Source organism: Oceanobacillus sp. CAU 1775 (assembly GCF_054482815.1).
The window spans coordinates 139,603-159,947 of record NZ_JBTLRO010000007.1 but is presented as its reverse complement, the minus strand read 5'-3'; the positions used below and the strand labels follow the sequence as shown (position 1 = coordinate 159,947).

Annotated in this window: 21 protein-coding genes; 9 read left to right on the top strand and 12 right to left on the bottom strand. The window is 36.7% G+C overall.

Going from position 1 to position 20,345, the window contains the following annotated elements; translation table 11 throughout:
• Positions 1–50 precede the first annotated feature (50 nt).
• The 7 genes from desA to ACXYMZ_RS13105 form a co-directional block, all read right to left on the bottom strand.
• Positions 51–1,091, bottom strand: a complete 1,041-nt coding sequence (desA, locus tag ACXYMZ_RS13135) for a Delta(5) desaturase DesA (RefSeq protein ID WP_458948863.1) — start codon at positions 1,089–1,091, stop codon at positions 51–53.
• 109 nt (positions 1,092–1,200) lie between these two features.
• Positions 1,201–2,397, bottom strand: a complete 1,197-nt coding sequence (locus ACXYMZ_RS13130) for an MFS transporter (RefSeq protein ID WP_458948862.1) — start codon at positions 2,395–2,397, stop codon at positions 1,201–1,203.
• Between the two features lie 14 nt (positions 2,398–2,411).
• On the bottom strand, positions 2,412–2,819 hold the full coding sequence (locus ACXYMZ_RS13125; RefSeq protein ID WP_458948861.1) for a MarR family winged helix-turn-helix transcriptional regulator: 408 nt from the start codon (positions 2,817–2,819) through the stop codon (positions 2,412–2,414).
• Between the two features lie 122 nt (positions 2,820–2,941).
• Positions 2,942–3,475, bottom strand: coding sequence for a DUF1648 domain-containing protein (locus ACXYMZ_RS13120; protein WP_458948860.1), 534 nt, complete (start codon positions 3,473–3,475; stop codon positions 2,942–2,944).
• 97 nt (positions 3,476–3,572) lie between these two features.
• Entirely contained in the window at positions 3,573–5,630 is a 2,058-nt protein-coding gene (locus tag ACXYMZ_RS13115; RefSeq protein ID WP_458948859.1) for an ABC transporter permease subunit, read from the bottom strand.
• The gene (locus ACXYMZ_RS13110; protein ID WP_458948858.1) at positions 5,627–6,133 is read right to left on the bottom strand and encodes a hypothetical protein; all 507 of its coding nucleotides are present in this window, start codon (positions 6,131–6,133) and stop codon (positions 5,627–5,629) included. Before ACXYMZ_RS13110 ends, ACXYMZ_RS13115 begins: the two co-directional genes overlap by 4 nt.
• Positions 6,134–6,177: 44 nt before the next feature.
• Positions 6,178–7,065: an ABC transporter ATP-binding protein gene (locus ACXYMZ_RS13105; RefSeq protein ID WP_458948857.1), complete on the bottom strand. Its 888-nt coding sequence runs from the start codon at positions 7,063–7,065 to the stop codon at positions 6,178–6,180.
• Between the two features lie 276 nt (positions 7,066–7,341).
• Here ACXYMZ_RS13105 and ACXYMZ_RS13100 point away from each other — a divergent pair, with 276 nt between their 5' ends.
• From ACXYMZ_RS13100 to ACXYMZ_RS13080, 5 genes are all read left to right on the top strand, one after another.
• On the top strand, positions 7,342–7,497 hold the full coding sequence (locus tag ACXYMZ_RS13100; protein WP_458948856.1) for a hypothetical protein: 156 nt from the start codon (positions 7,342–7,344) through the stop codon (positions 7,495–7,497).
• A gap of 13 nt (positions 7,498–7,510) precedes the next feature.
• Complete coding sequence (locus ACXYMZ_RS13095) at positions 7,511–7,978, top strand: cytochrome c oxidase subunit II (protein WP_458948855.1); 468 nt, start codon at positions 7,511–7,513, stop codon at positions 7,976–7,978.
• 15 nt (positions 7,979–7,993) lie between these two features.
• Positions 7,994–9,673: a cbb3-type cytochrome c oxidase subunit I gene (locus ACXYMZ_RS13090; protein WP_458948854.1), complete on the top strand. Its 1,680-nt coding sequence runs from the start codon at positions 7,994–7,996 to the stop codon at positions 9,671–9,673.
• A gap of 511 nt (positions 9,674–10,184) precedes the next feature.
• A complete protein-coding gene (locus ACXYMZ_RS13085) occupies positions 10,185–10,820 on the top strand; it encodes an SCO family protein (RefSeq protein ID WP_458948853.1) in 636 nt (211 codons plus the stop codon).
• Positions 10,820–11,374, top strand: coding sequence for a hypothetical protein (locus ACXYMZ_RS13080; RefSeq protein WP_458948852.1), 555 nt, complete (start codon positions 10,820–10,822; stop codon positions 11,372–11,374). The genes ACXYMZ_RS13085 and ACXYMZ_RS13080 overlap by 1 nt, the downstream gene beginning before the upstream one ends.
• Before the next feature lie 64 nt (positions 11,375–11,438).
• On the opposite strand, the gene cyoE is transcribed toward ACXYMZ_RS13080, so the two are convergent.
• The 4 genes from cyoE to ACXYMZ_RS13060 all read right to left on the bottom strand — a co-directional run bounded on the left by cyoE (position 11,439) and on the right by ACXYMZ_RS13060 (position 14,585).
• Positions 11,439–12,344 carry a heme o synthase gene (cyoE, locus tag ACXYMZ_RS13075; RefSeq protein WP_458948851.1) on the bottom strand — a complete coding sequence of 302 codons (906 nt, stop codon included), beginning with the start codon at positions 12,342–12,344 and terminating at the stop codon, positions 11,439–11,441.
• Between the two features lie 101 nt (positions 12,345–12,445).
• Positions 12,446–12,928, bottom strand: coding sequence for a molybdopterin-guanine dinucleotide biosynthesis protein B (gene mobB / locus ACXYMZ_RS13070; protein WP_458948850.1), 483 nt, complete (start codon positions 12,926–12,928; stop codon positions 12,446–12,448).
• 4 nt (positions 12,929–12,932) lie between these two features.
• A complete protein-coding gene (locus tag ACXYMZ_RS13065; RefSeq protein ID WP_458948849.1) occupies positions 12,933–14,222 on the bottom strand; it encodes a molybdopterin molybdotransferase MoeA in 1,290 nt (429 codons plus the stop codon).
• 123 nt (positions 14,223–14,345) lie between these two features.
• Positions 14,346–14,585 carry a DUF2249 domain-containing protein gene (locus tag ACXYMZ_RS13060; RefSeq protein ID WP_458948848.1) on the bottom strand — a complete coding sequence of 80 codons (240 nt, stop codon included), beginning with the start codon at positions 14,583–14,585 and terminating at the stop codon, positions 14,346–14,348.
• A gap of 197 nt (positions 14,586–14,782) precedes the next feature.
• Here ACXYMZ_RS13060 and ACXYMZ_RS13055 point away from each other — a divergent pair, with 197 nt between their 5' ends.
• Positions 14,783–15,475 carry a Crp/Fnr family transcriptional regulator gene (locus tag ACXYMZ_RS13055; RefSeq protein WP_458948847.1) on the top strand — a complete coding sequence of 231 codons (693 nt, stop codon included), beginning with the start codon at positions 14,783–14,785 and terminating at the stop codon, positions 15,473–15,475.
• A 208-nt stretch (positions 15,476–15,683) separates the two neighbouring features.
• Here ACXYMZ_RS13055 and ACXYMZ_RS13050 read toward each other — a convergent pair whose 3' ends face one another.
• Positions 15,684–16,235: a hypothetical protein gene (locus tag ACXYMZ_RS13050; RefSeq protein ID WP_458948846.1), complete on the bottom strand. Its 552-nt coding sequence runs from the start codon at positions 16,233–16,235 to the stop codon at positions 15,684–15,686.
• A gap of 257 nt (positions 16,236–16,492) precedes the next feature.
• Here ACXYMZ_RS13050 and ACXYMZ_RS13045 point away from each other — a divergent pair, with 257 nt between their 5' ends.
• The 3 genes from ACXYMZ_RS13045 (at position 16,493) to ACXYMZ_RS13035 (ending at position 20,116) form a co-directional block, all read left to right on the top strand.
• On the top strand, positions 16,493–16,855 hold the full coding sequence (locus tag ACXYMZ_RS13045; protein WP_458948845.1) for a PadR family transcriptional regulator: 363 nt from the start codon (positions 16,493–16,495) through the stop codon (positions 16,853–16,855).
• Positions 16,842–17,843 (top strand): HAAS signaling domain-containing protein, encoded by a 1,002-nt coding sequence (locus ACXYMZ_RS13040; RefSeq protein ID WP_458948844.1) that lies wholly within the window; start codon positions 16,842–16,844, stop codon positions 17,841–17,843. Before ACXYMZ_RS13045 ends, ACXYMZ_RS13040 begins: the two co-directional genes overlap by 14 nt.
• Positions 17,844–17,941: 98 nt before the next feature.
• Positions 17,942–20,116 carry a DNA topoisomerase III gene (locus ACXYMZ_RS13035; RefSeq protein ID WP_458948843.1) on the top strand — a complete coding sequence of 725 codons (2,175 nt, stop codon included), beginning with the start codon at positions 17,942–17,944 and terminating at the stop codon, positions 20,114–20,116.
• The last annotated feature ends 229 nt before the right edge of the window (positions 20,117–20,345 follow it).

Here is a 20,345-nt window from a genome sequence, read left to right as displayed (position 1 = left end):
TAATATTGAAGGGTTGTAGGACTTTTACTGTTCATTCTGATTCGTTCACTTTATTTTTCTTGAACGCTTGGTTGTTTCACTTTTAGTTGTCTACTCGTCATCAATTCTTTATATTCTCTAAAGCTCACAAAGCTTCTCGTTGCTTGATCATAAAGACGAAATCGTATGGATTCCAGACTTGTTTTTAATGTGATAGTTGTTGCTTGATGAAGTGGTGGTGTTGTTTCATGCGCTTGCTCCAAATTATAATTCGGTACCCTTGGGCTCAAGTGATGCACATGGTGGTAACCAATACTACCTGTAAGCCACTCTAGAACTTTAGGCAGCTTATAATAAGAACTTCCATCTACTGCAGCTTTAACATAATCCCATTCATCTTCATTTTCAAAATAAGAATCCTCGAATTGATGTTGCACATAAAAGAGCCAAATCCCTGCCGCACCAGCAATAAATAATATTGGTAATTGGACGATAAGGAATGCTTGCCAACCAATTGCCCAGATTAATAATGCGTAGATCGCAATAATTGAAATATTAATTAAGTATGTGTTGTTACGTTCCTTTTTCTTTGCACCTTTTCTGTTAAAACGATTGGAGATTAGGAAAAGGTAAATTGGTCCAAGTCCAAATAAAACAATCGGATTACGATACACACGATAAGCCAGCTTTCCCCAGAATGAAGCTTCTGCATACTCGTCAACTGTCATTACCCATACATCCCCAGTACCACGCTTATCTAAGTTACTACTCGTTGCATGGTGAATGGCATGGTCACGTTTCCATTTTTCAAAGGCGAAATGCGTGATTATTCCTGTAATCGTACCGACAACTCTATTTGCCTTACCATTTTTAAAGAAAGACATATGTGTACAGTCATGGAAGATAATGAAAGTTCGAATCACAAATCCAGCTGCAACTACAGATAAAGCTAATGATAAGAAAATAGAAATGGACAAGGCTTGATATGCCAAGAACCATAGAATGAAAAACGGTATAATCGTATTAATGATTTGGATAATACTTGCCTTCGTGTCAGCCGTAGCAAATGGTTGGACACTTTTTCTTAACTGCGCTTGTTTTTCTCTACTCATAATAGCCTCCTGAATACCTTGTTTATTATCTCTATTTTAGGCTAAATACAGTTGCTTTATAAGTAGTAAATGTCATGAAAAAAACATGACATTTGTCATGTTTTAAAGTTTAATATGTTAAGTGATCTGGCAGACCTTTGGTGACTACATTTCTGCCATGGAGGAAATAATAAATGGGAATCGCGACAAATGCGATAGCTGCCATGACAAGATAAAGGTTTCGAAAACCAGTTAGTGGAATAAGATATCCGATTAGAAGTGGACCTAAGCCCATCCCTATATCATAGAGCGTATAAAATGTGGAGGTTGCTAAACCTACTCTATTATGTGGAACTTGGCTCACAGCAATTGTTTGTGCACTAGATTGTAGGGTTCCAAAGCCGACACCAATAATCGCCCCTGCTAAAAGCAGTAAAAATGCATTACTTGCTTGACTGAGCACGATTAAACCAATTCCAAACAAAAGAAGTGAAGGATACATCACACTGTTCTCTCCTTTTGAATCATACAATCTTCCTGTAAATGGACGTGACATTAATAAAAACACGGCATACATAACAAAGAAAAAACTTGCTGCATTTACAAGATTAATATGAATCGCATAGGAACTAATGAAAGATAGTATACTTGAATTTGCAACTCCTACAATCATCATAAAAATAGCTATCGGCATTACTGTACGTTCAAAGAAATCAATAAGTTGAGGTTTTTTCTTTACTTCCTTTTGACGTTTCGGAAGCTCAGGTACATTCATGGCTAGGGCAGTAACCAAAGCAATTACCGCAAGAACTGTTGTCACGATAAATATTACATGATATTCAAGATATTGCATGATAATTAGCCCAACGAAAGGACCAATAGCCATGGCTAGATTATTACTTGTTGCAAAGTAACCCATCCCCTCACCACGTCTGCTTGCAGGAATTACATCAACCACGATTGTTCCCGTTGCAGTAGTAGAAATTCCAAAAGCAAACCCATGAATAAAACGGAAAAATAAAAGCCATCCAATACTATCAATCGGGAAATAGATAACAGAACCAACTAGAAATATGGTCAACCCAATGATTAGTAGCTTTTTCCTTCCAATCCTCTCAATTAAATTCCCTGCAAATGGGCGAATTAAAACAGCACCAAGTACGAAAATACTCGATGCCAGTCCAGCAGTACTATTCGAAACTTTAAATTGCTCAATGGAGTACACTGCAAGAGTTACCATCAACATGTAAAACGAAATAAATAAAAGGAAGTTAGATGTGGACACCATCACAAAATCCTTTGTCCATAATTTTGGCTTACTACTCATCTAAATTCTCCTTTTTAAAGCTTCTCTTTTAATTTTTCAATTGTTTTTAATGTGATCTCCATATCTCGTTCTGAGATAGTCTGTACAAGATTCGCTTCATATTGTGCAACAATTTCTTGCCCCTCTTTATAGCTTTCTTCACCCTTCAGCGATAGGCGAATAAGTCTTTCGCGTTTATCTTCACTAGGGATTGTTTCAATTAAATTCTGTTCTTCTAACCTTTTGACTGTTCGACTAATTGTTGGCTTCTCAACATCTAGGTAATTGCTGATTTCAACAAGTGTTACAGGTTGCATTCGGTTGATGCAATAAAGAACTAGCCATTGCGTGTGAAATAAATCAATCGCTGTTAGTCTTTCGTTTAGTTGTTTTTTAAATGAACGTGAAAATTGTAGGTGTTGGTGAAAAAATGTTGTATTCATAAAATCTCATTCCCCTTTATAGTTACCTAAGTAACTATATCAGCTATTAAGTTTTCCGTCTAAAGAAACGCATAAAAAAGTCTTTAAACGAACTACTTCGCTCAAAGACTTTTCTATTACTCTTAATTACCTTTAACATCTGTATACGTTTTACGAACATAATAAAACGATGGAGCAAGTACTAATACGAGTAATACACCAACCGTGGTACCGATATCTGTGGGATTACCTAGCCCTGCCTGCACAATACTATAATAAAGTGTTGCAAATAATACACTAATCATTAAATTTGTCACAGCTAGCGCACGTGCCCCGTTTCTTTTCACAAGAAATACTTGTTCCTTAGTCAGCTTGTCTTTATTAATAAATGGGATGTTGACATAGGCTAAGCTCTCTTTTTTATCCTCTGGCTTTATGATTAAAAAATAATTCAGTACAAAACATAACACAACTACATGAATATTAATCAAGATCATAGCAAAGATTGCGTTCTTGCCACCCCAGTCATCCGCTTCCCCTGCCATATTAAAATGGATTGGAATTTCATCTGGCAATCTTCCAAAATAAAACAAACAATAAGCAATCATTCCAACCATAATTGCAAAAGTTAAAACATCTACCCCCGGTGGATAATACCTCTGAATCTTCTCTCTCATTCCATCACCCTTTAACAACTAGTCTGCTACTCTTTAAAATAGCATATAAGAGATATGGAAACAATTGATTCAGTATTAAAATACATTACTTAACATTTTACTTTCTCAAAGACTTAAGCCCACCTGCTACGAGAAGTATCACAATCGCTCCTATAAGAGAAAGTATCCCCATTGATGTTGTTATCCCTTCATTTCCAAGCACCGCTGCCATCTGTCCATTAGCGATTTTCCCAATATCTAGATAAGTAAAAGGCAACCACCTTGCAAATGCAGAAAAAGTTTCAAGGGTGCTTAAAACATAGCCACCCGCTGCGACAATAATGGTTGTTACGAAAACAGTCATCGTATTTTTAAAGAATAGAGAAAGAAATAAAGAGAGTGCGAGTAAAAATAGAATACCAGCTAAAAACAAAGCTCCTGTCCCCAGCAAAAAATCACCCATATACATAAAGTGAAATCCGCCCTCGTCTGCTACGAAGCCTGTATAGCCTTCAGTACCCACCAAGCTTGGTGGATCATAATGAACAATTGGAAACTTCCAATCTCCAAAACGATTTACAAGTGTTCCAATTAAGACCATTGAAAGTACTGATAAGGATGCAATTATACCTGTGATTAGCATAGATACGAAGGTCTTACCAAAATATATGTTTTTCAATCTAAGAGGTTGAGTTTGTAGTAAAGCAATCGTTCGCCTGTCGCTCTTCTCTGTTGCCATCCCAGCTCCTAAAATAAAAAGTAGTAATACATAGAGTATTAAATAACTAGGCGTAGTAAAAAAAGTATAGACATAGAATAAACCCGTATCACTTACCTTTCGTGTATCCTGGTTCCATTGAAATTGATCAATCGGACTAATGTATTCATCATAGATTGTCCAAGTATATGGTGTATAATTTTTGATGAATACAGGCTCTATTTGATGTTCATTTAGCCAGTCTTTTTCCTTCACACTTGCAAGATAAGTGAAATCGCTCTGCCCACCATCAATTTGTTTGGTTGGTGTATTATCATTATATTGAGGATCCTCCCACCAAAGCATGAGTTCTTCAATCCAATAGTCATATACTGTTTTCCAGTCTTCTCGTTGATAAGCAGTCACTTCATGTTCTAATTTTTCGACCATAGTTACCATGAGGTTGGCAGAATCACGATTAAAAATAATACTGTTTTTTGCACTTTCAAGCAATAATTTTTCATTTTCTGACAGAGTAGTTGTTTTACTCTCCAGTTCTTGAACCACTTTTTCATTATTTTCCTTATTTTGTTCTCGCATAGATTTTAGTTCTAACATACCTGAAATTTGTTCTTGTTTGGACGAAATATAATGTTCCTCTAATTGATGTGTCTGAAATGCGATAACAACATATCCAACTACAATTAAAAATAAAATAATAATCGAAAAGCGCTTTACAATCCCTTCTCGAAGATACTTTCTCCATTCAAATATCGTTGTAATTGAGGAATATTTCTTACGTTTATGTACTGTCCCATTTTTAAATGGCGCATTGTTTTGTGTTTTCGTTGAATTTGCTCTTTTACGTTTCAACAGGAAGGAAGAAAGTATCACAATTAAAATTGCTACAACATAAGGAAGTATAATGAAGAAAGGATGTACAAGTTGTTCTCGATATTCTATTAACTGCTGAAACTGAAAATAATAGAATGGATTGATGACTGATTGTAAAAATGCAAATTGGGCGGTTACAGCGACTCCGCCGAATAAAGTAAGTAACGAGAAGAATATAACGGTTAATCGATCATTAAACAACACACTTAGAAGTAAAATAATGCTCAATAAAAACGAAGCTGCTCCAAAAAAGAGTAGTATATATAGCATTAAATATTCGCTTATTGGGATAAACTCAAATCCAGTGCTCGTATAGATAAGTTGTGGATAAGAAAAGTTACCTAGACTTCCGCCAAAAATCAAGGGTATCGCAAAACAAGCGATGACAATAATGATTAACATATAAATAATTGCAGAAATATTCCCTATCAGCTTACCAAATAAGAGACGGGAACTGGTTATCGGTTGTGTAGATAAAGTACGAATCGTTTGTTGTTCTTTCTCTCTCACCATACTGTCACCAAGTATTATAACTAGAAGACCTAATCCGAGGATACTAAGCATCTTTGTAAAAACAGTCTTCATAAAATTAGGAACTGCAAGTGAGAATTGCTCATCTTCATAAGGAGATTATTTTCTATTAAAATTTGATTTCTTTCCAAGGATTGTTCTAATTGTCCATCTAGGTAACCCCCATAATCCCCACCATATTCTATATGTTGAAGAACAGTTTCTATAAATGCCATTTCATTTTGCGGAACAAATTCCCAGTTCATTTCTGTAACAGAACTGAACCATTGATTAAAACGCTGTGACATTAAATTGACGTTTTCATACGTGGCGATAAAAGTTTCATCCAAATTTTCCGCTTCCACCTTTAGATCCATCTCATTATCATATTTATTTACGATTTGAGCAACCGTAGAACTATGTGATGCCATAGTTGCCACATTTCGATCGACAATATCATCTTGCGACCAATAACTTTGGAAATATAATACTGCGACTCCTATAATCGCAATGAATGTAAATAGTAAAAATTGCTTCCTACGCCAAAGTTTTTTTAGTTCGAATTTCCAGAGTTTCATGTCTTTACCCCCCTCTTGTTTTCACTGAAATATACCTTCAACTATTATTCCACCACACTCAACTGGTCCGAAAAGATCTTGCGGTAGCGGTCTTCGGAACCGAGGACTCTCTTTTCAATATCTAGTACAACAATAGCCTTCGAATCTAATAGTTGTAGTACTTCGTGAAGGGAGTGGTCTGCTCTATTGAGATAGATGCGTTGATTATCGTAATCGACAGTATATTCTTCTTCTATTAAAACTGTTTTAGCTTGTTCAAAATCATCGACTTCAATTTGATAGTGCACTTCTTCAAATTCTTTCATATCTTCTGGAATTAGATTGCCCTTTTTCAAGAACAATACGTTTGATGTTACTCTATCAATTTCTGCTAGATTATGAGAGGAAAGTAGAATTGCTGTTCCTTCTTTATTTAACGCTAATAATAATTCACGGACACGAATTGCACTTGTTGGGTCAAGTCCATTTAATGGCTCATCTAAAATTAATAACTTTGGATTATTAATGACAGCCATCGCAAGCAAGAGATGTTGCTTCATCCCTAAAGAATAATTCTTTACCTTCTTATTTAAATAATTTGTTATTCCAATGCGAGCGGCTGTTTCTTCAATATTTTTCTTAGACAGCTTTTGCACCTCTGCAATGAACTGAAGATGATCATAGCCTGTAAGATAATCATAAAGCACTGTGTTATCCTGCATAAAAGAAATCTCACGAAAGATATTCGGATCGCGATTATTTTTACCGAGTACCGTTACCTCTCCTTGATCAGCTTGCAACAAATTAGTGATGATGTTCAGTAACGTCGATTTCCCAGAACCATTCGGTCCGACAAGTGCAATAATTTGTGGTTCGGCAATTTCAAATGTAACCCCTTTCAAAACTTCTTCTTTTCCAAACAATTTGTAAATATTTTCTACGGATAAAATCATTTCATCATGCTCCCTTCAAATAATTTACTTTTATCTAAAATACTACCACCTAGGAAGCTGAATTTCAATAATATAGTGAAATATCAGTATTATTAAATTTTCATTTTGTTTCTTTCTTCACAAGTGACTTTCTCCCTTTTTATCACTCTGTCATCATTTCGTCACAAACTAACCCTTTCATGTCAAAAATCACTCTTTAGATGTGATTTACATCACACAGCTAGTGGAAACGATATCGTAAACTAAGAGTAAGAAAACACAAGGAGGTTGAATCTTATGGAATCAACAGAAAAATTAACGTTAGAAGAGCAAGAAAAGCAGCTTGACGAACAAACTCTGAAAGGTACATTGTTTTCTTCCCTAGTTTTTGTAGGTGGGGGAATTATCGCTTTTATTCTATTATTAGTTATCGTTTATATGGTCAGAATATAAGGAGGGAATTATTATGAAAATGCCACGTCAAGAAGAGATATGGCTCGTAATCAGTATCGGTGTTCTTGTACTTTCAATGGTTTTCACAGGATATCAGACCTTTGCTTTAGGAATGGGACCACCAAGTAATACAGAAACAATTGATCCACAAAAAGTTGATGAACATCCACTGTTTAGTGAACCAGGCGTTTACGAAGTTGGAGATAATAAATTTCAAGTCGTTATGACAACACAAATATTCAGTTTTAACCCAGGTGACTTTGAACTTCCAGTTGGAGCTGAAGTAGAATTCATCATGACATCAAAAGATGTTATTCACGGCGTACAAATACCAGGTACAAACATGAACGCAATGGTAACACCTGGACATATCCAAAAAATCACACAAACATTTAATGAACCAGGAGAATACCTCATTATTTGTAACGAATATTGCGGAGCTGGTCACCAAATGATGTATACAACGATTACGGTGAAATAGGAAGGAGGAAATATAATGGAAGCTACTAAATTTGAAACTTTAAAAGAAAAAACCAAACAAAAGTTAGGTGTTAATCCACAAGATGCAAAACTAACATTAACATATTTCTCATTAGCATTTATCGTATTATTCATTGGAGCATTTCTTGGACTCGTACAAGGACTTAACCGTGCTGGATTACTCGAACTTCCACATTGGTTTGATTATTATCAAGTATTAACGTCACATGGTATCTTGCTTGTACTTGTATTTACCACATTGTTTATGGTTGGTTATTTCTACGCAGGTATCTCGCATATGCACAAAGGACTTTTACCAAAGGTTCGTAAAATGGGTTGGATTGCATTTGGATTGTTAGTTCTAGCAGTTGTTCTCGTATTTATCCCAATCATTATGGGTGAAGCATCTGTTATGTATACGTTCTACCCACCAATGCAAGCACATCCAATGTTCTATATTGGTCTAGTATTCCTTGTACTTGGTATCTGGACTGCAGCTGCAGGTGTCTGGACAAGTGCAATTAACTGGAAAAGAAACAACAAAGGACAGCATCTGCCACTATTCACTTATTTCGCAGTAGGTGCATTTATCCTAACATTCTTAGGTAGTATTGGTGTTACAATTGAAGTATTTTATCTAATTCCTTGGGCATTAGGCTGGACAGAGACAGTAAACGTTATGTTAGCTCGTACACTGTTCTGGAGCTTCGGACACACGATTGTTAACGTTTGGTATCTAGTTGCTGTATCTGCATGGTATATCACTGTTCCAAAAATTATCGGCGGTCGATTATTTAGTGACACGCTTGCTCGTGTAGTTGTAGTTTTATCAGTAGTTCTAAACGTTCCTGGTGGATTCCACCACCAAATTATTGACCCTGCTTTCTCTGAAGGCTTGAAATTCATGCACGTATTTATGAGTCTATCAATCTCACTTCCATCTCTAATGACTGCATTTGCAATGTTTGCAGTTCTAACTAAAGTTGGCTATCAAAAAGGTGGAAAAGGTTTACTTGGCTGGATCAAAAAACTTCCTTGGGGCGACGCTCGCTTCTTAGCTCCAATGATTGCAATGATCGCATTTATCCCAGCTGGTGCTGGTGGTATTGCACAAACAAACAACCAATTAAACCAAGTCGTTCATAACTCTCTATGGGTTGTAGGACACTTCCACTTAACCGTTGGTACAACAGTAGCATTAACATTCTTTGGAGTAACTTACTGGTTAATTCCATATCTATCAAAACGTGTAATGACAAAACAAATTAACCGCTTAGGTGTTATCCAATCTATCGTTTGGGCACTAGGAATGCTGTTAATGGCAGGTTCTATGCACTGGGTTGGTTTACACGGATCACCAAGAAGAACTTCATTCAGTACGTATGGAGACAGTGCGACCGCACTCGCCTGGGACCCATACTTGATATTCCTAGCAGTTGGAGGAACATTACTGATGGTCGGTGCCGCGTTAATGGTTTATATCGTATTTAACTTAATGTTCTTTGCACCTAAAGGAGTTACTGAGTTCCCAATCGCCGAACCAGAAAACTTTGCACCACAAACTCCAAAATGGACAGAACGCTGGGGCTTATGGATTATCGTAGCAGTATTAATCATCTCAATGGGTTACCTCATCCCAGTAGTTGACCTAATCATGAACGCACCCCCAGGATCACCAGGATTTAAGACTTGGTAACATGAAAGGCGGAAGCGACCGGGTAGCGACGTACAAACTGGAGCACTTCGCAATGAGATAAAGGAAACACGGTGACGTAAGGAACCGATGTTGACTTATCGATTGGAGGAGGGCGAAGTTTGATAGTCGCTGGTCGCTGTAGCTAGACAAACCAAAAGCGGAAGTGCCCGTTTAGCAATTAACTTGGGTAAAAGATTTCATAAAGTTATTCTGCAAATTAAGCTTCGGAAATATACGGAGACTCCTGCGAGAGGTAAGGCTTTAATGAGATGCCGAAGACGCCTGCGTCGGAGGTAGCTCATTAGCCGCTCGCGGAAAGCGGAGTATATTTCCGAAGCGGGGGTCTCCTCTAAACAACAATGGATTTTGACAAAGCTTAAGACAAAAGAGATGTTCTGTGATGAATGCAAGAATGTCTCTTTTCTCCTTAAAAAACACCCATGCATCATGGAGAATTCATACTTCTTCTTTAACTCTCCCCAAAAATACATCTTTCTAGGACGTGATGAAAATGATTAAAAACAAAACTAATCTAATAGCTAGTATCATCGTCTTATTATTTGGAGCCATCCTTCTGTTCGTTGCGACAGATGGTTTCCAAGCATATACAGTAGAAACTGCCCGAGTAAACAAATTGATGGAAGAGAATCCTGTTTTCCCTGACGTTACTTTAGAAGATAGTAAAGAACGCGTCTACCCTTTCTCTGAATTCGCTGGAAAATACGTCATGCTTACATTTATTTATACGGCCTGTACAGACGTCTGTCCTGAACTTGAAATGAATTTAGCCGACGTTTATCGTTCAATACCCGAAGAATATATTGGTGAAGACATAGTATTTATGAGTATCAGCTTCGACGCTGAAGTAGATGATCCCGAAACATTAGAGAAATATCGTGCCTACTTCGGTAGTGATGGTGAAACTTGGCGAATGGCAAGAATTAATAATGATGAGGAATTAAATAGTTTATTAGATGAATTTGGTGTTATCGTTATTCCAGACGGCAACGGTCACTTCCAACATAACTCAGCATTTTATCTTGTAGACCGCAATGGAATCTTAACAGAAATCATGGATTATAAAGAAACTGAAGCAGCTAGCGAAAAGGTTAATTCCATTCTTGAAGAGGAAGCGAGGGATTCATAATGAAAAAATCAGTATATGGTTTAGTACTTTTCTTATTTTTAATCCTCCCTCCTGTTGCGACTTTAGCAGAATCAATTATGGCGATTCATATGCATATGCAAATGCCCTTATTTTTAATTTCAGGAATGCTAATGGCGCCATTCTTCCAAAAGAAATTTCCTAAGTTTTTTGAGAAGTGGAATGGCAACGGAATCCCAGGAATTCTCTTATTCATGATTATCGTAATCTACTGGATGATTCCTCGGACAATGGATGAAGCACTTACGATTCAAGCAGTAGAAATCTTCAAGTTCATAAGTATCCCGTTCTTAGCAGGTGTTCCTTTATGGGATAGTTGGAAAAAGATCGGACCAAAAATTCAAAATGCTGTTTTTATTGTAATCAGTGTAATGTTTGCTGCTTTAGCAGTTTTATATATCGCATCTCCTGTACAATTATGTAACAACTATTTGATGGTAGAACAAAGAACACTCGGTTGGGGATTCGTATTCTTCGCAGCATGTATTTTCTTCTACTTTATCCAAAGCTTATTTGTAAAGTGGGAAGAAGAATAATGATAAATTTAATTTCCATATAAAAAAGAGGAACTGGATATTACACCCGTTCCTCTTTCGTTATTTAAAATGTCACGATCATTGCTAAAACAAATACAATCATCAAATAATTTACAGAATAGATGAAATTGAACTGTGCCCATTTATAATTATCCTTAACTTTGAAACCTCTAATGATAATCACAAGCCAAATGATATTTAATACTGTTATCACAATAACGTAAAGCCAACCAAGTGAAAGCAAGAAAAATGGCATTGGGATTAAACAAATAATATAGAATAGCATCATGCGCTTTGTAACTTTTAGCCCTTTAACTACGGGGAGCATGGCTACATTTGCAGCTTTGTACTCATCAAATTTCCGAATGGCGATGACGTACGTATGTGGCATCTGCCAGAAAAACAGAATGACGAATAATGTAATTGGTACGATATGTAAGGTTGAATCAAATGCAGCCCATCCAATCATTGGAGTAACAGCACCTGATACACTTCCGATGATCGTATTCCAAGTATACTTTCGCTTTGACCACATCGTATATGGAAATACATAAGTAAACCAACCAATAAAGGAATATAACATTACTTCCCAATTAGTGAACCATAGTAATATGAACCCTACTAGCGAAGCAACCATCCCTATGATTAGCACACTTGGCAGTGACATATTTCCTGTAACAGTTGGCCTGGATTTTGTTCGATCCATTACAGTATCAATATCGGTATCATACCAATTATTAATAACTAGCGCACCACCGATTACTAACAAGCTTCCCCAGAATGTCAGTGAAATCAGCCCAATATTCCCTTGAATCGGGATATTATTTAGTTGAAGTACAAGCCATAGACCAGCGAGCACTGGCAATACATTCGCTACTAGAACTTTAAACTTAAATAATGATTTTAAATCCGAAATTAATGATTTCGGTTTATTCTTTTGTTCCATAAAACCATCCTCTACCCGAAGCATTCTTGATGTTTCCATCTTTTTTCATATAAATACAACTGTACCATATGTTAACCCTTGAGATAACCGTTTTGGACAAGTTTTCGATAATTATACTTATTTGATTATAACTTCTTTTCTTGTAACCAATGACATACTTCCAATAGCTCATCTCTTTTAAAAACAGGGAGCTTCTTCTCTATTTTCAAATCTGTAATAACGGCAATGACATTTGTAAGCTCATGTAATAATTGCTTCTCCAGCGTCTCATTAATAAGTACAATCTTTTGGTAATCCTCTTTTTTAAACCCTTCAATAAATAAAATTTCAACTCCAAGCATTTGATAGATTGGGATAACCTCATTCAGCTCCCAAGGCCCTGACCTTGAAAATTGCAAGATGCCTTCTCCAGTAACACCTGCAATTTCTGCACCTGCTTGCTGATGTTTCATACTATCTTTAGTTTCGAGCCCTTCGGGTATGCCGCCATGTCCATGGTGTTTAAAAGCTGCAACCCGTACGCCCGCCTGTGAGTAATAGTTTAATAAAGCATTTGTAACTGTTGTTTTACCGCTATTTTTATAGCCAACAATTTGAATAACTTTCATCCTATCACCTGTCTTCATTGCCTAGATTAAACTCGTCTATACTACTTCCTTCTTGTTCATTTAATAACAACACCTGCACATGCATACCTTTTTGGTAACCACTTTTGCCACTGTGGAAAATGATAAGAGCATTTGCCTTCGCTAATGAAGAGACGACACCTGATTTATCAAGGCCTGTTGGAGTAGCAACTAATTGACCGTTTTCATAGGTAATGAAGCTTCTTACAAAGCGGTCAAAAGGATTTTTCTTTGGGAAATCTGCTCCTAGAATTGCGGTTGTTGTTTTAAGATGGGGGTGCTTAAAGTGAAGCAATTTTCGAATAATTGGTCTAGTAAATAGCTCGAATCCGACATAACAAGCAGATGGATTTCCAGATAAAGCAAAAATTAATTTCCCTTTTTTCTCTGCCACCGTTGTTACACTTCCAGGGCGCATTGCAACTTTATTAAATAAAACATTTGCACTCATTTCCTTTAAGATTGCAGGCATATAATCATAATCTCCAACAGATACTCCTCCTGTTGTTATTAGAATATCTACCTCATTCAATACTTCGGTAACTTTATGTAAACAATCATCAAAATCATCATTTAATTTTCCATAAAAAACGGGATTCGATCCAGCTCTCATTGCTTGTGAATAAATCATATATCCATTACTATTTCTTATTTTCCCTGGTTCTAAGCCATCTGTCACTTCAAGTAGTTCACTGCCTGTTGCAAGAATACCTACTTTCGGCTTTTTACAAACAGCAACCTGGGAGTAACCAAAAGTAGCTAAAAGCGCAATAATTCCGGGATTAATCAGTTGTCCTTTTTCAGCTATGACATTCCCACGCTTTATATCTTCACCAGCAAATGAAATATTCGCATTTTCCTTCATCGGTCTACGCACATGAATATGAGGCTCTCCATTAACCACTACTTCCTTCACTGCTTCTAGCATCACAACTGCATTACAGTTTTCTGGAATCTGTGCGCCTGTCATAATTCTAACAGCTTCTCCCTCTTGAACTTCGCCTGGGAAAACAGAGCCTGCAGCAATTTCTCCAACAACACGAAGAACGGTCGGCGAATGTGTACTCGCTTGATTCGTGTCTTCCGCTCGAACCGCAAAACCATCATAGGGTGAACGATCAAATGGTGGAATATCATGGTCCGCAGTTAGGTCTTCAGCTAGAAATCTTCCATCACTAGCTATTAGTGATACGATTTCAGCTTCTGGTTCTCCACCAAATTCCATTAACTTAGAAAGCGCTTCACTTACTTTTATCGCTTTTCTTTTCGCTACCATTGTTCAACCCCCTTTCCCTAAATTATAGCATACTTAAAAGCATCCTCCATTGCGAAAAAAATAGACCCTAGTTACAGATTTGTACTTCTCCTCTGCCTAGCGTCTATTTAATAGATATGAATGTTAAATTTTCCCGATAATTACTCTCCATATGTCTGGGCCTTCCTCAAGATACTCCCATGTATACTCCCCTTCACGCTCAAACATAAATTGATAATATAATGGTTTTGGATCATGATCATTAGATAAATGCATAAATTCACCAGCTTCAAGCTTATCAAAACCTTGAAGTATTTTCACATGACGGAATTTAGGAGAAATATTTGGGGCGTGGATTTCTAATGTATAACTCACATCATTCATTTGGAAAACCTCCATCTACGTAGTATATTTTTACCTATCAATTAATATAATTCTTTATATACTTATCATAAACCATCCAACTTTGTTACGCAGTGAGCAAGAGCACTTGTAGGTGTGATTCTACTCACACATCGAAATTAATTCTGTGATAAACTAAAAGAAGTGAGTCTAGTGGATATGGTTAAAGGAGAGTTACAATGAATTCAAATTCGGTAAAGAACCTCTTACAGCGCTTTCCATTATTTAAAAACTTAACAGACATTGAAATGGAGCCTGTTTTAGAAATAGCAAGAAATCGAAAATACCGTCAAGGAACACATCTCTTCATGCAAGGTGATCCTCTTTCGAATGTATATTTTATCCTTAGTGGAAAAATTAAAATATATCGTACAGATGTCCAAGGTAAAGAACAGATTATTAATGTGCTAGGTGAAAATAGTATGTTTCCCCATCAAGGCTTTTTTAGAAACGACAATTATCCTGCACATGCTGAGGTTTTGGAGGAAGCTTCCTTAGTTTATATACCGATTCCTCTATTTGAACAATTCCTCATCACAAATCCTGAAGTTAGTGTAAAAGTATTTGGGGTTCTTGGAGATATGATCGTCGATTTACAAAATCGCCTCGAGGAACAGATTTTGAATAATACGTATGAACAAATTATTTTATTATTATTGCGGTTAGTCACAAGTCATGGTGAGGAAGTAAGTGAAAATCAGTATCGAATTACGACACAATTTACTAATAAAGACTTGGCAAATATGATTGGTTCTAGTAGAGAAACAGTGAGCAGAACGCTTACACAATTAAAGAAAAATAACCTTATTGTAAGTGATAAAAACGGCTATCTTTTCGTTGACCGCGATGCATTGCAAGATGAATTATTTTAAATAACATGTTCTTACTTCTTAGATGAAGTAAAAGCATGTTATTTTTTTAGGTAGGTTTGGTATTTTGATTCGTGCAGCGTGGGTGAATTGTGAACTTAGGCGACTGAGGTGTGAACTTTAGGCGAGTTGACTGTGAACTTGGGCGAGTTTCTGGTGAACTTCGGCGACTTTCCATTGAACATCGGCGACTCCACTAAAAAAACCGAAATTACTCTACCTTAAACTCAATATTTGCAGTCCACTCCCGATGATCTTCCCCATCATGAAACATTGCCGTAGCTGAAACAGTATAATAACCAATAGGGTAGTCATCGCGCGCTATAAAGTCTTCAATAAATTCTGCATAGCCGTCGGTCTCATCGTCAAACGTGTAGACGGCTTGTTTATCATAATCTACCCGATAAGGTTTACTTTTCGACAGTGTTGATTGTGCTCCAATTTCGCGAATTGCAGAGTAAATATGATAATCACGAATTTGGTCATGTAGTGTAAAATATAAAGCATATTCACTATGTGAAATTGTAACTTCGTCTTCCTCACCAGTGTAAATGATTTCGGCAAACATATTTACTTCATCGCCTTCTTTATAAACACTCTTCTCACTCGCTAAACGCAATGTAAAATCCCCTTGTACTACTTCATCAAACGTTTGTTTTACTTCATACTCATCCAATAAGTCCCGATCAATCGCGTTATTTGTGCCACAACCTGCGACAAATAGGAAAACACTCATAAAAATAATTTTATAAAGCTTCTTCATCCTATTCCCTCCATTTACGAAAAAATACAAATAATTACAATCTCTCTTTATATATAGACGTTTAAAACAGGCGGAAGGTTTCATTTATCTGTGAATAATTGTTTCACAAAGGATTCGTTACAATACATACTGTCAAAAATACACTTTCTCTAAATAAATGAATATTTTTCATACAAGGCTTCACTAACCCGAATTTAATGATGTGTCATTGACAATAGTGTATCACACACACTATATTATAGATAGGAGTTGATGAAATGAACCAAGGTAATGAAACGTTAGATAAATTAATGCAAGAACTCCGGCGTGGAACGTTGACGATTGCTGTACTGAGTCAACTCTCTAAACCTCAATATGGTTACTCGCTGGTAACGAAACTGGATGACATTAATATTCCTATCGAGCCCGGGACATTATATCCCCTACTAAGAAGGCTTGAAAAACAAGGAATTCTAGATAGTAAATGGGACACGAACGAATCACGTCCAAGGAAATATTATCTACTAAGTGAAAATGGGAAAGAAACTTATCGATTACTTGTACAAGAATGGAAGTCTATTGCTACAAGCCTTGAAAAAGTAATTGATAATGAAGGAGTTGATAATGATGGATCTCATTGAAAAATATATCTTTGCTGTGACACAGAAGCTTCCTGCAGCCCAAAGAAAAGATATCGCAGAAGAGTTACGCGGATTAATCGAAGACATGCTAGATGAACGCACTCAAGGAAAAAATGTTGAAGAAGCTGATATTGAAAATGTCCTTATAGAACTAGGAAACCCAAAAGAATTAGCACAGAAGTATCGTGGCACAAATACATTTTTAATTGGCCCTGAACTCTATGACTCATACATTACTGTTTTAAAGACTGTCATGATAACGATCGCAGCCGTGATTGGGAGTATTTTTGTCATTCAATTGGTTTTTAATCCAATTGGAATTTTAGAACATTTTATTGATTTGATTATTCATATTGTTACTTGGGTACCAACAGGATTTGGTTGGACGACAATAATATTCGCCCTCGCTGAACGTTTTACGGATATTAAAGCAAAGGATTTACAAATTGAAGATAAATGGAGTCCAAAAAACCTACCTGAAATCCCTGGGAAAAGAGGAAGAATTCATCGAAGTGAAGCTATACTTGGCATCATTATTTATACTGTTTTTCTTTTGTTTTTCACTTTTTCAACTGATTTCTTTGGTGTATGGTTAATTAATGAAGATTTTACAGAGACGATTCCATTTATAAATACAGAAATGCATACTCTTTTTATAATTGCTATTCTTATCATTCTTGGGTTTGGTGTTTTAAAAGAATCCTTGAAGTTGGTCCATGGTAGATGGAATACGCAGCTTGTTGTTTTTACACTCACTCTTAATATTATTTCGATTATCGTTGTTATCTTTATGATTACTCAGCCTAATTTTTGGAATCCCAATTTTATGGAAGAGTTAATTCAACACGGCCTACTTTCTAATGGTACGCAAGCATATGATATTGTAAATACAATCTGGATACAAACAACAAAGTTGATTCCTATTTTTCTTTTAGTTGGCTTAGTGTGGGATGTCATTGATGGGATAATAAAAGTAAAGAAAAAATAGAATATCCCACTACTACATTTATAATAGGTTGAAGTGCGCCACATCGCCAACTATGTTAGAGTTAACAGAGAAGATTTCACTAAAGAAAGGATTTTAACATGAGTAAAACACTAGTTTTAGCAGAAAAGCCTTCTGTTGGTCGTGATATTGCCCGTGTCTTAAATTGTAGTAAAAAAGGCAACGGTTATTTGGAAGGCTCTAAATATATTGTAACTTGGGCGCTAGGTCACCTCGTTACCCTTGCTGATCCACCGCAATATGATGATAAATATAAAACATGGAAGCTGGATGATTTACCAATGCTTCCACCCCATTTAAAAACAGTTGTTATCAAACAAACAAGTAAACAATACAGTGCCGTAAAAGCACAGCTAAATCGTAAAGATGTTACAGAAGTCGTAATTGCTACTGACGCAGGGCGTGAAGGCGAGCTTGTCGCACGCTGGATTCTAGAGAAAGCACGTGTAAACAAACCCGTGAAAAGACTTTGGATTTCATCTGTTACTGATAAAGCAATTCGTGATGGTTTCAAACAATTAAAGCCCGGAGCAAAATACGAAAATCTATATGCATCAGCTGTTGCTCGTTCGGAAGCTGACTGGTATGTAGGATTAAATGCAACCCGTGCACTGACAACAAAATATAATGCACAACTTTCTAGTGGAAGAGTTCAAACGCCGACACTTGGTATGATTGCCACAAGAGAACAAGAAATAAAAGACTTCAAGCCGAAAACGTATTACGGAATTCAAGCGAAAGTTTCTGGTAATGTGACATATACTTGGCAAGATGCGAAGAACAACACACGTATTTTCTCAAAGGAAAAAGCTGATGTACTTCATAAAGCCTTTGATGGGCAGTCACTTAAGATTGTTAAAGTCGATAAAACCGCAAAAAGGAAATATGCACCACAGCTTTATGATTTAACTGAATTACAAAGAGATGCAAATAGACTCTTTGGATTTTCTGGAAAACAGACGCTATCATTAATGCAAAGACTCTATGAACGCCATAAAGTTTTAACTTATCCAAGAACAGACTCTCGCGTTATTTCTAGTGATATTGTACCGACTTTAAAAGACAGACTTGACGCATGTGGTGTCGACCAATATGCGAAAACTGCTCAGACGATTCTTAGAAAGGGAATTCAAAAGCTGCCAAAATCAGTTGTCGATGATACAAAGGTGAGTGACCACCACGCCATTATCCCGACTGAAGAGCCAGTGAATTTATCTGACCTAGATGATAAAGAAAGAAGAATTTATGATCTAGTTATCAAAAGATTTCTAGCAGTATTAATGGAAGCCCATGAATATGAGCAAACAACCATCCTTGCCAAAATTGGAGAAGAAACCTTTACTGCAAAGGGGAAAACGGTAAAAATTCAAGGTTGGAAGACAGTATATGATCGCGGCTTTGAGGACGAAGATTCAGATGATCAGCAATTACCTACTGTTAAACAAGGCGACACCTTTACAAATATTCGCCCGCGCCTAACAGAAGGGCAAACTAAAGCCCCTGAACGATTCACAGAAGGAGCTTTACTCCAAGCAATGGAAAATCCTGGCCGCTACATGGAGTCGAAGGAAAAACATTTAGCTGGAACTTTGCAAAAGTCTGGTGGAATCGGAACGGTTGCTACAAGAGCTGATATCATTGATAAATTATTTAATAGTGAATATATGGAACTTAAAGGTAAGCATATTTTCATAACCTCTAAAGGCCGACAGTTGCTAGACTTAGCCCCCGAAGGCTTACGGTCACCTGCCCTCACTGCGGAATGGGAAGAAAAGCTAACACTCATCGCAGAAGGTAAATTAAATAAAAATAAGTTTATTGCAGAGATTAAAGATTACGCAAAAGAAATTGTACAAGAAATCAAAGCGGATGACCGCAAATTTAAGCATAATAATATGACGGGAACGAAATGTCCAGACTGTGGAAAGCTTATGCTTGAGGTCAATAATAAGAACGGCCGCATGCTTGTCTGTCAAGATCGCTCTTGTGGGCACAAGAAAAATATTGCAAGAAGAACGAATGCCCGCTGCCCAAACTGTCATAAACGTCTGGAATTACGTGGCGAAGGTGAAGGACAAATTTTCACTTGCTCTTGTGGGCATAGAGAAAAACTATCTAGTTTCAATAAACGTAAACAAAATGAGAAGAAGCATAATGTTTCTAAACGTGACGTAAATAAATACCTTAAAAGCCAAGACGACGGTTTTGCAAATAATGCTCTTGCTGAACAGTTGGCGAAGTTGAAGAACAAATAAAATAGCTGATTTTTGAAAGACCAATAATTCCTATAGGGGTTATTGGTCTTTTTTAGCTAAATGACTGACTCAGAGGAGGGAGTCGTAGCCAGTCTATCGGTCTGCAAAAGTGAGACTAGCATCCTTGATGACCGATGAAACCACTCTATCGGTCAACAAAAACGAGATTTCATTCCTTGGTGGCCGATGAAACCGTTCTATCGGTCAGCAAAAACGAGATTCCATTACT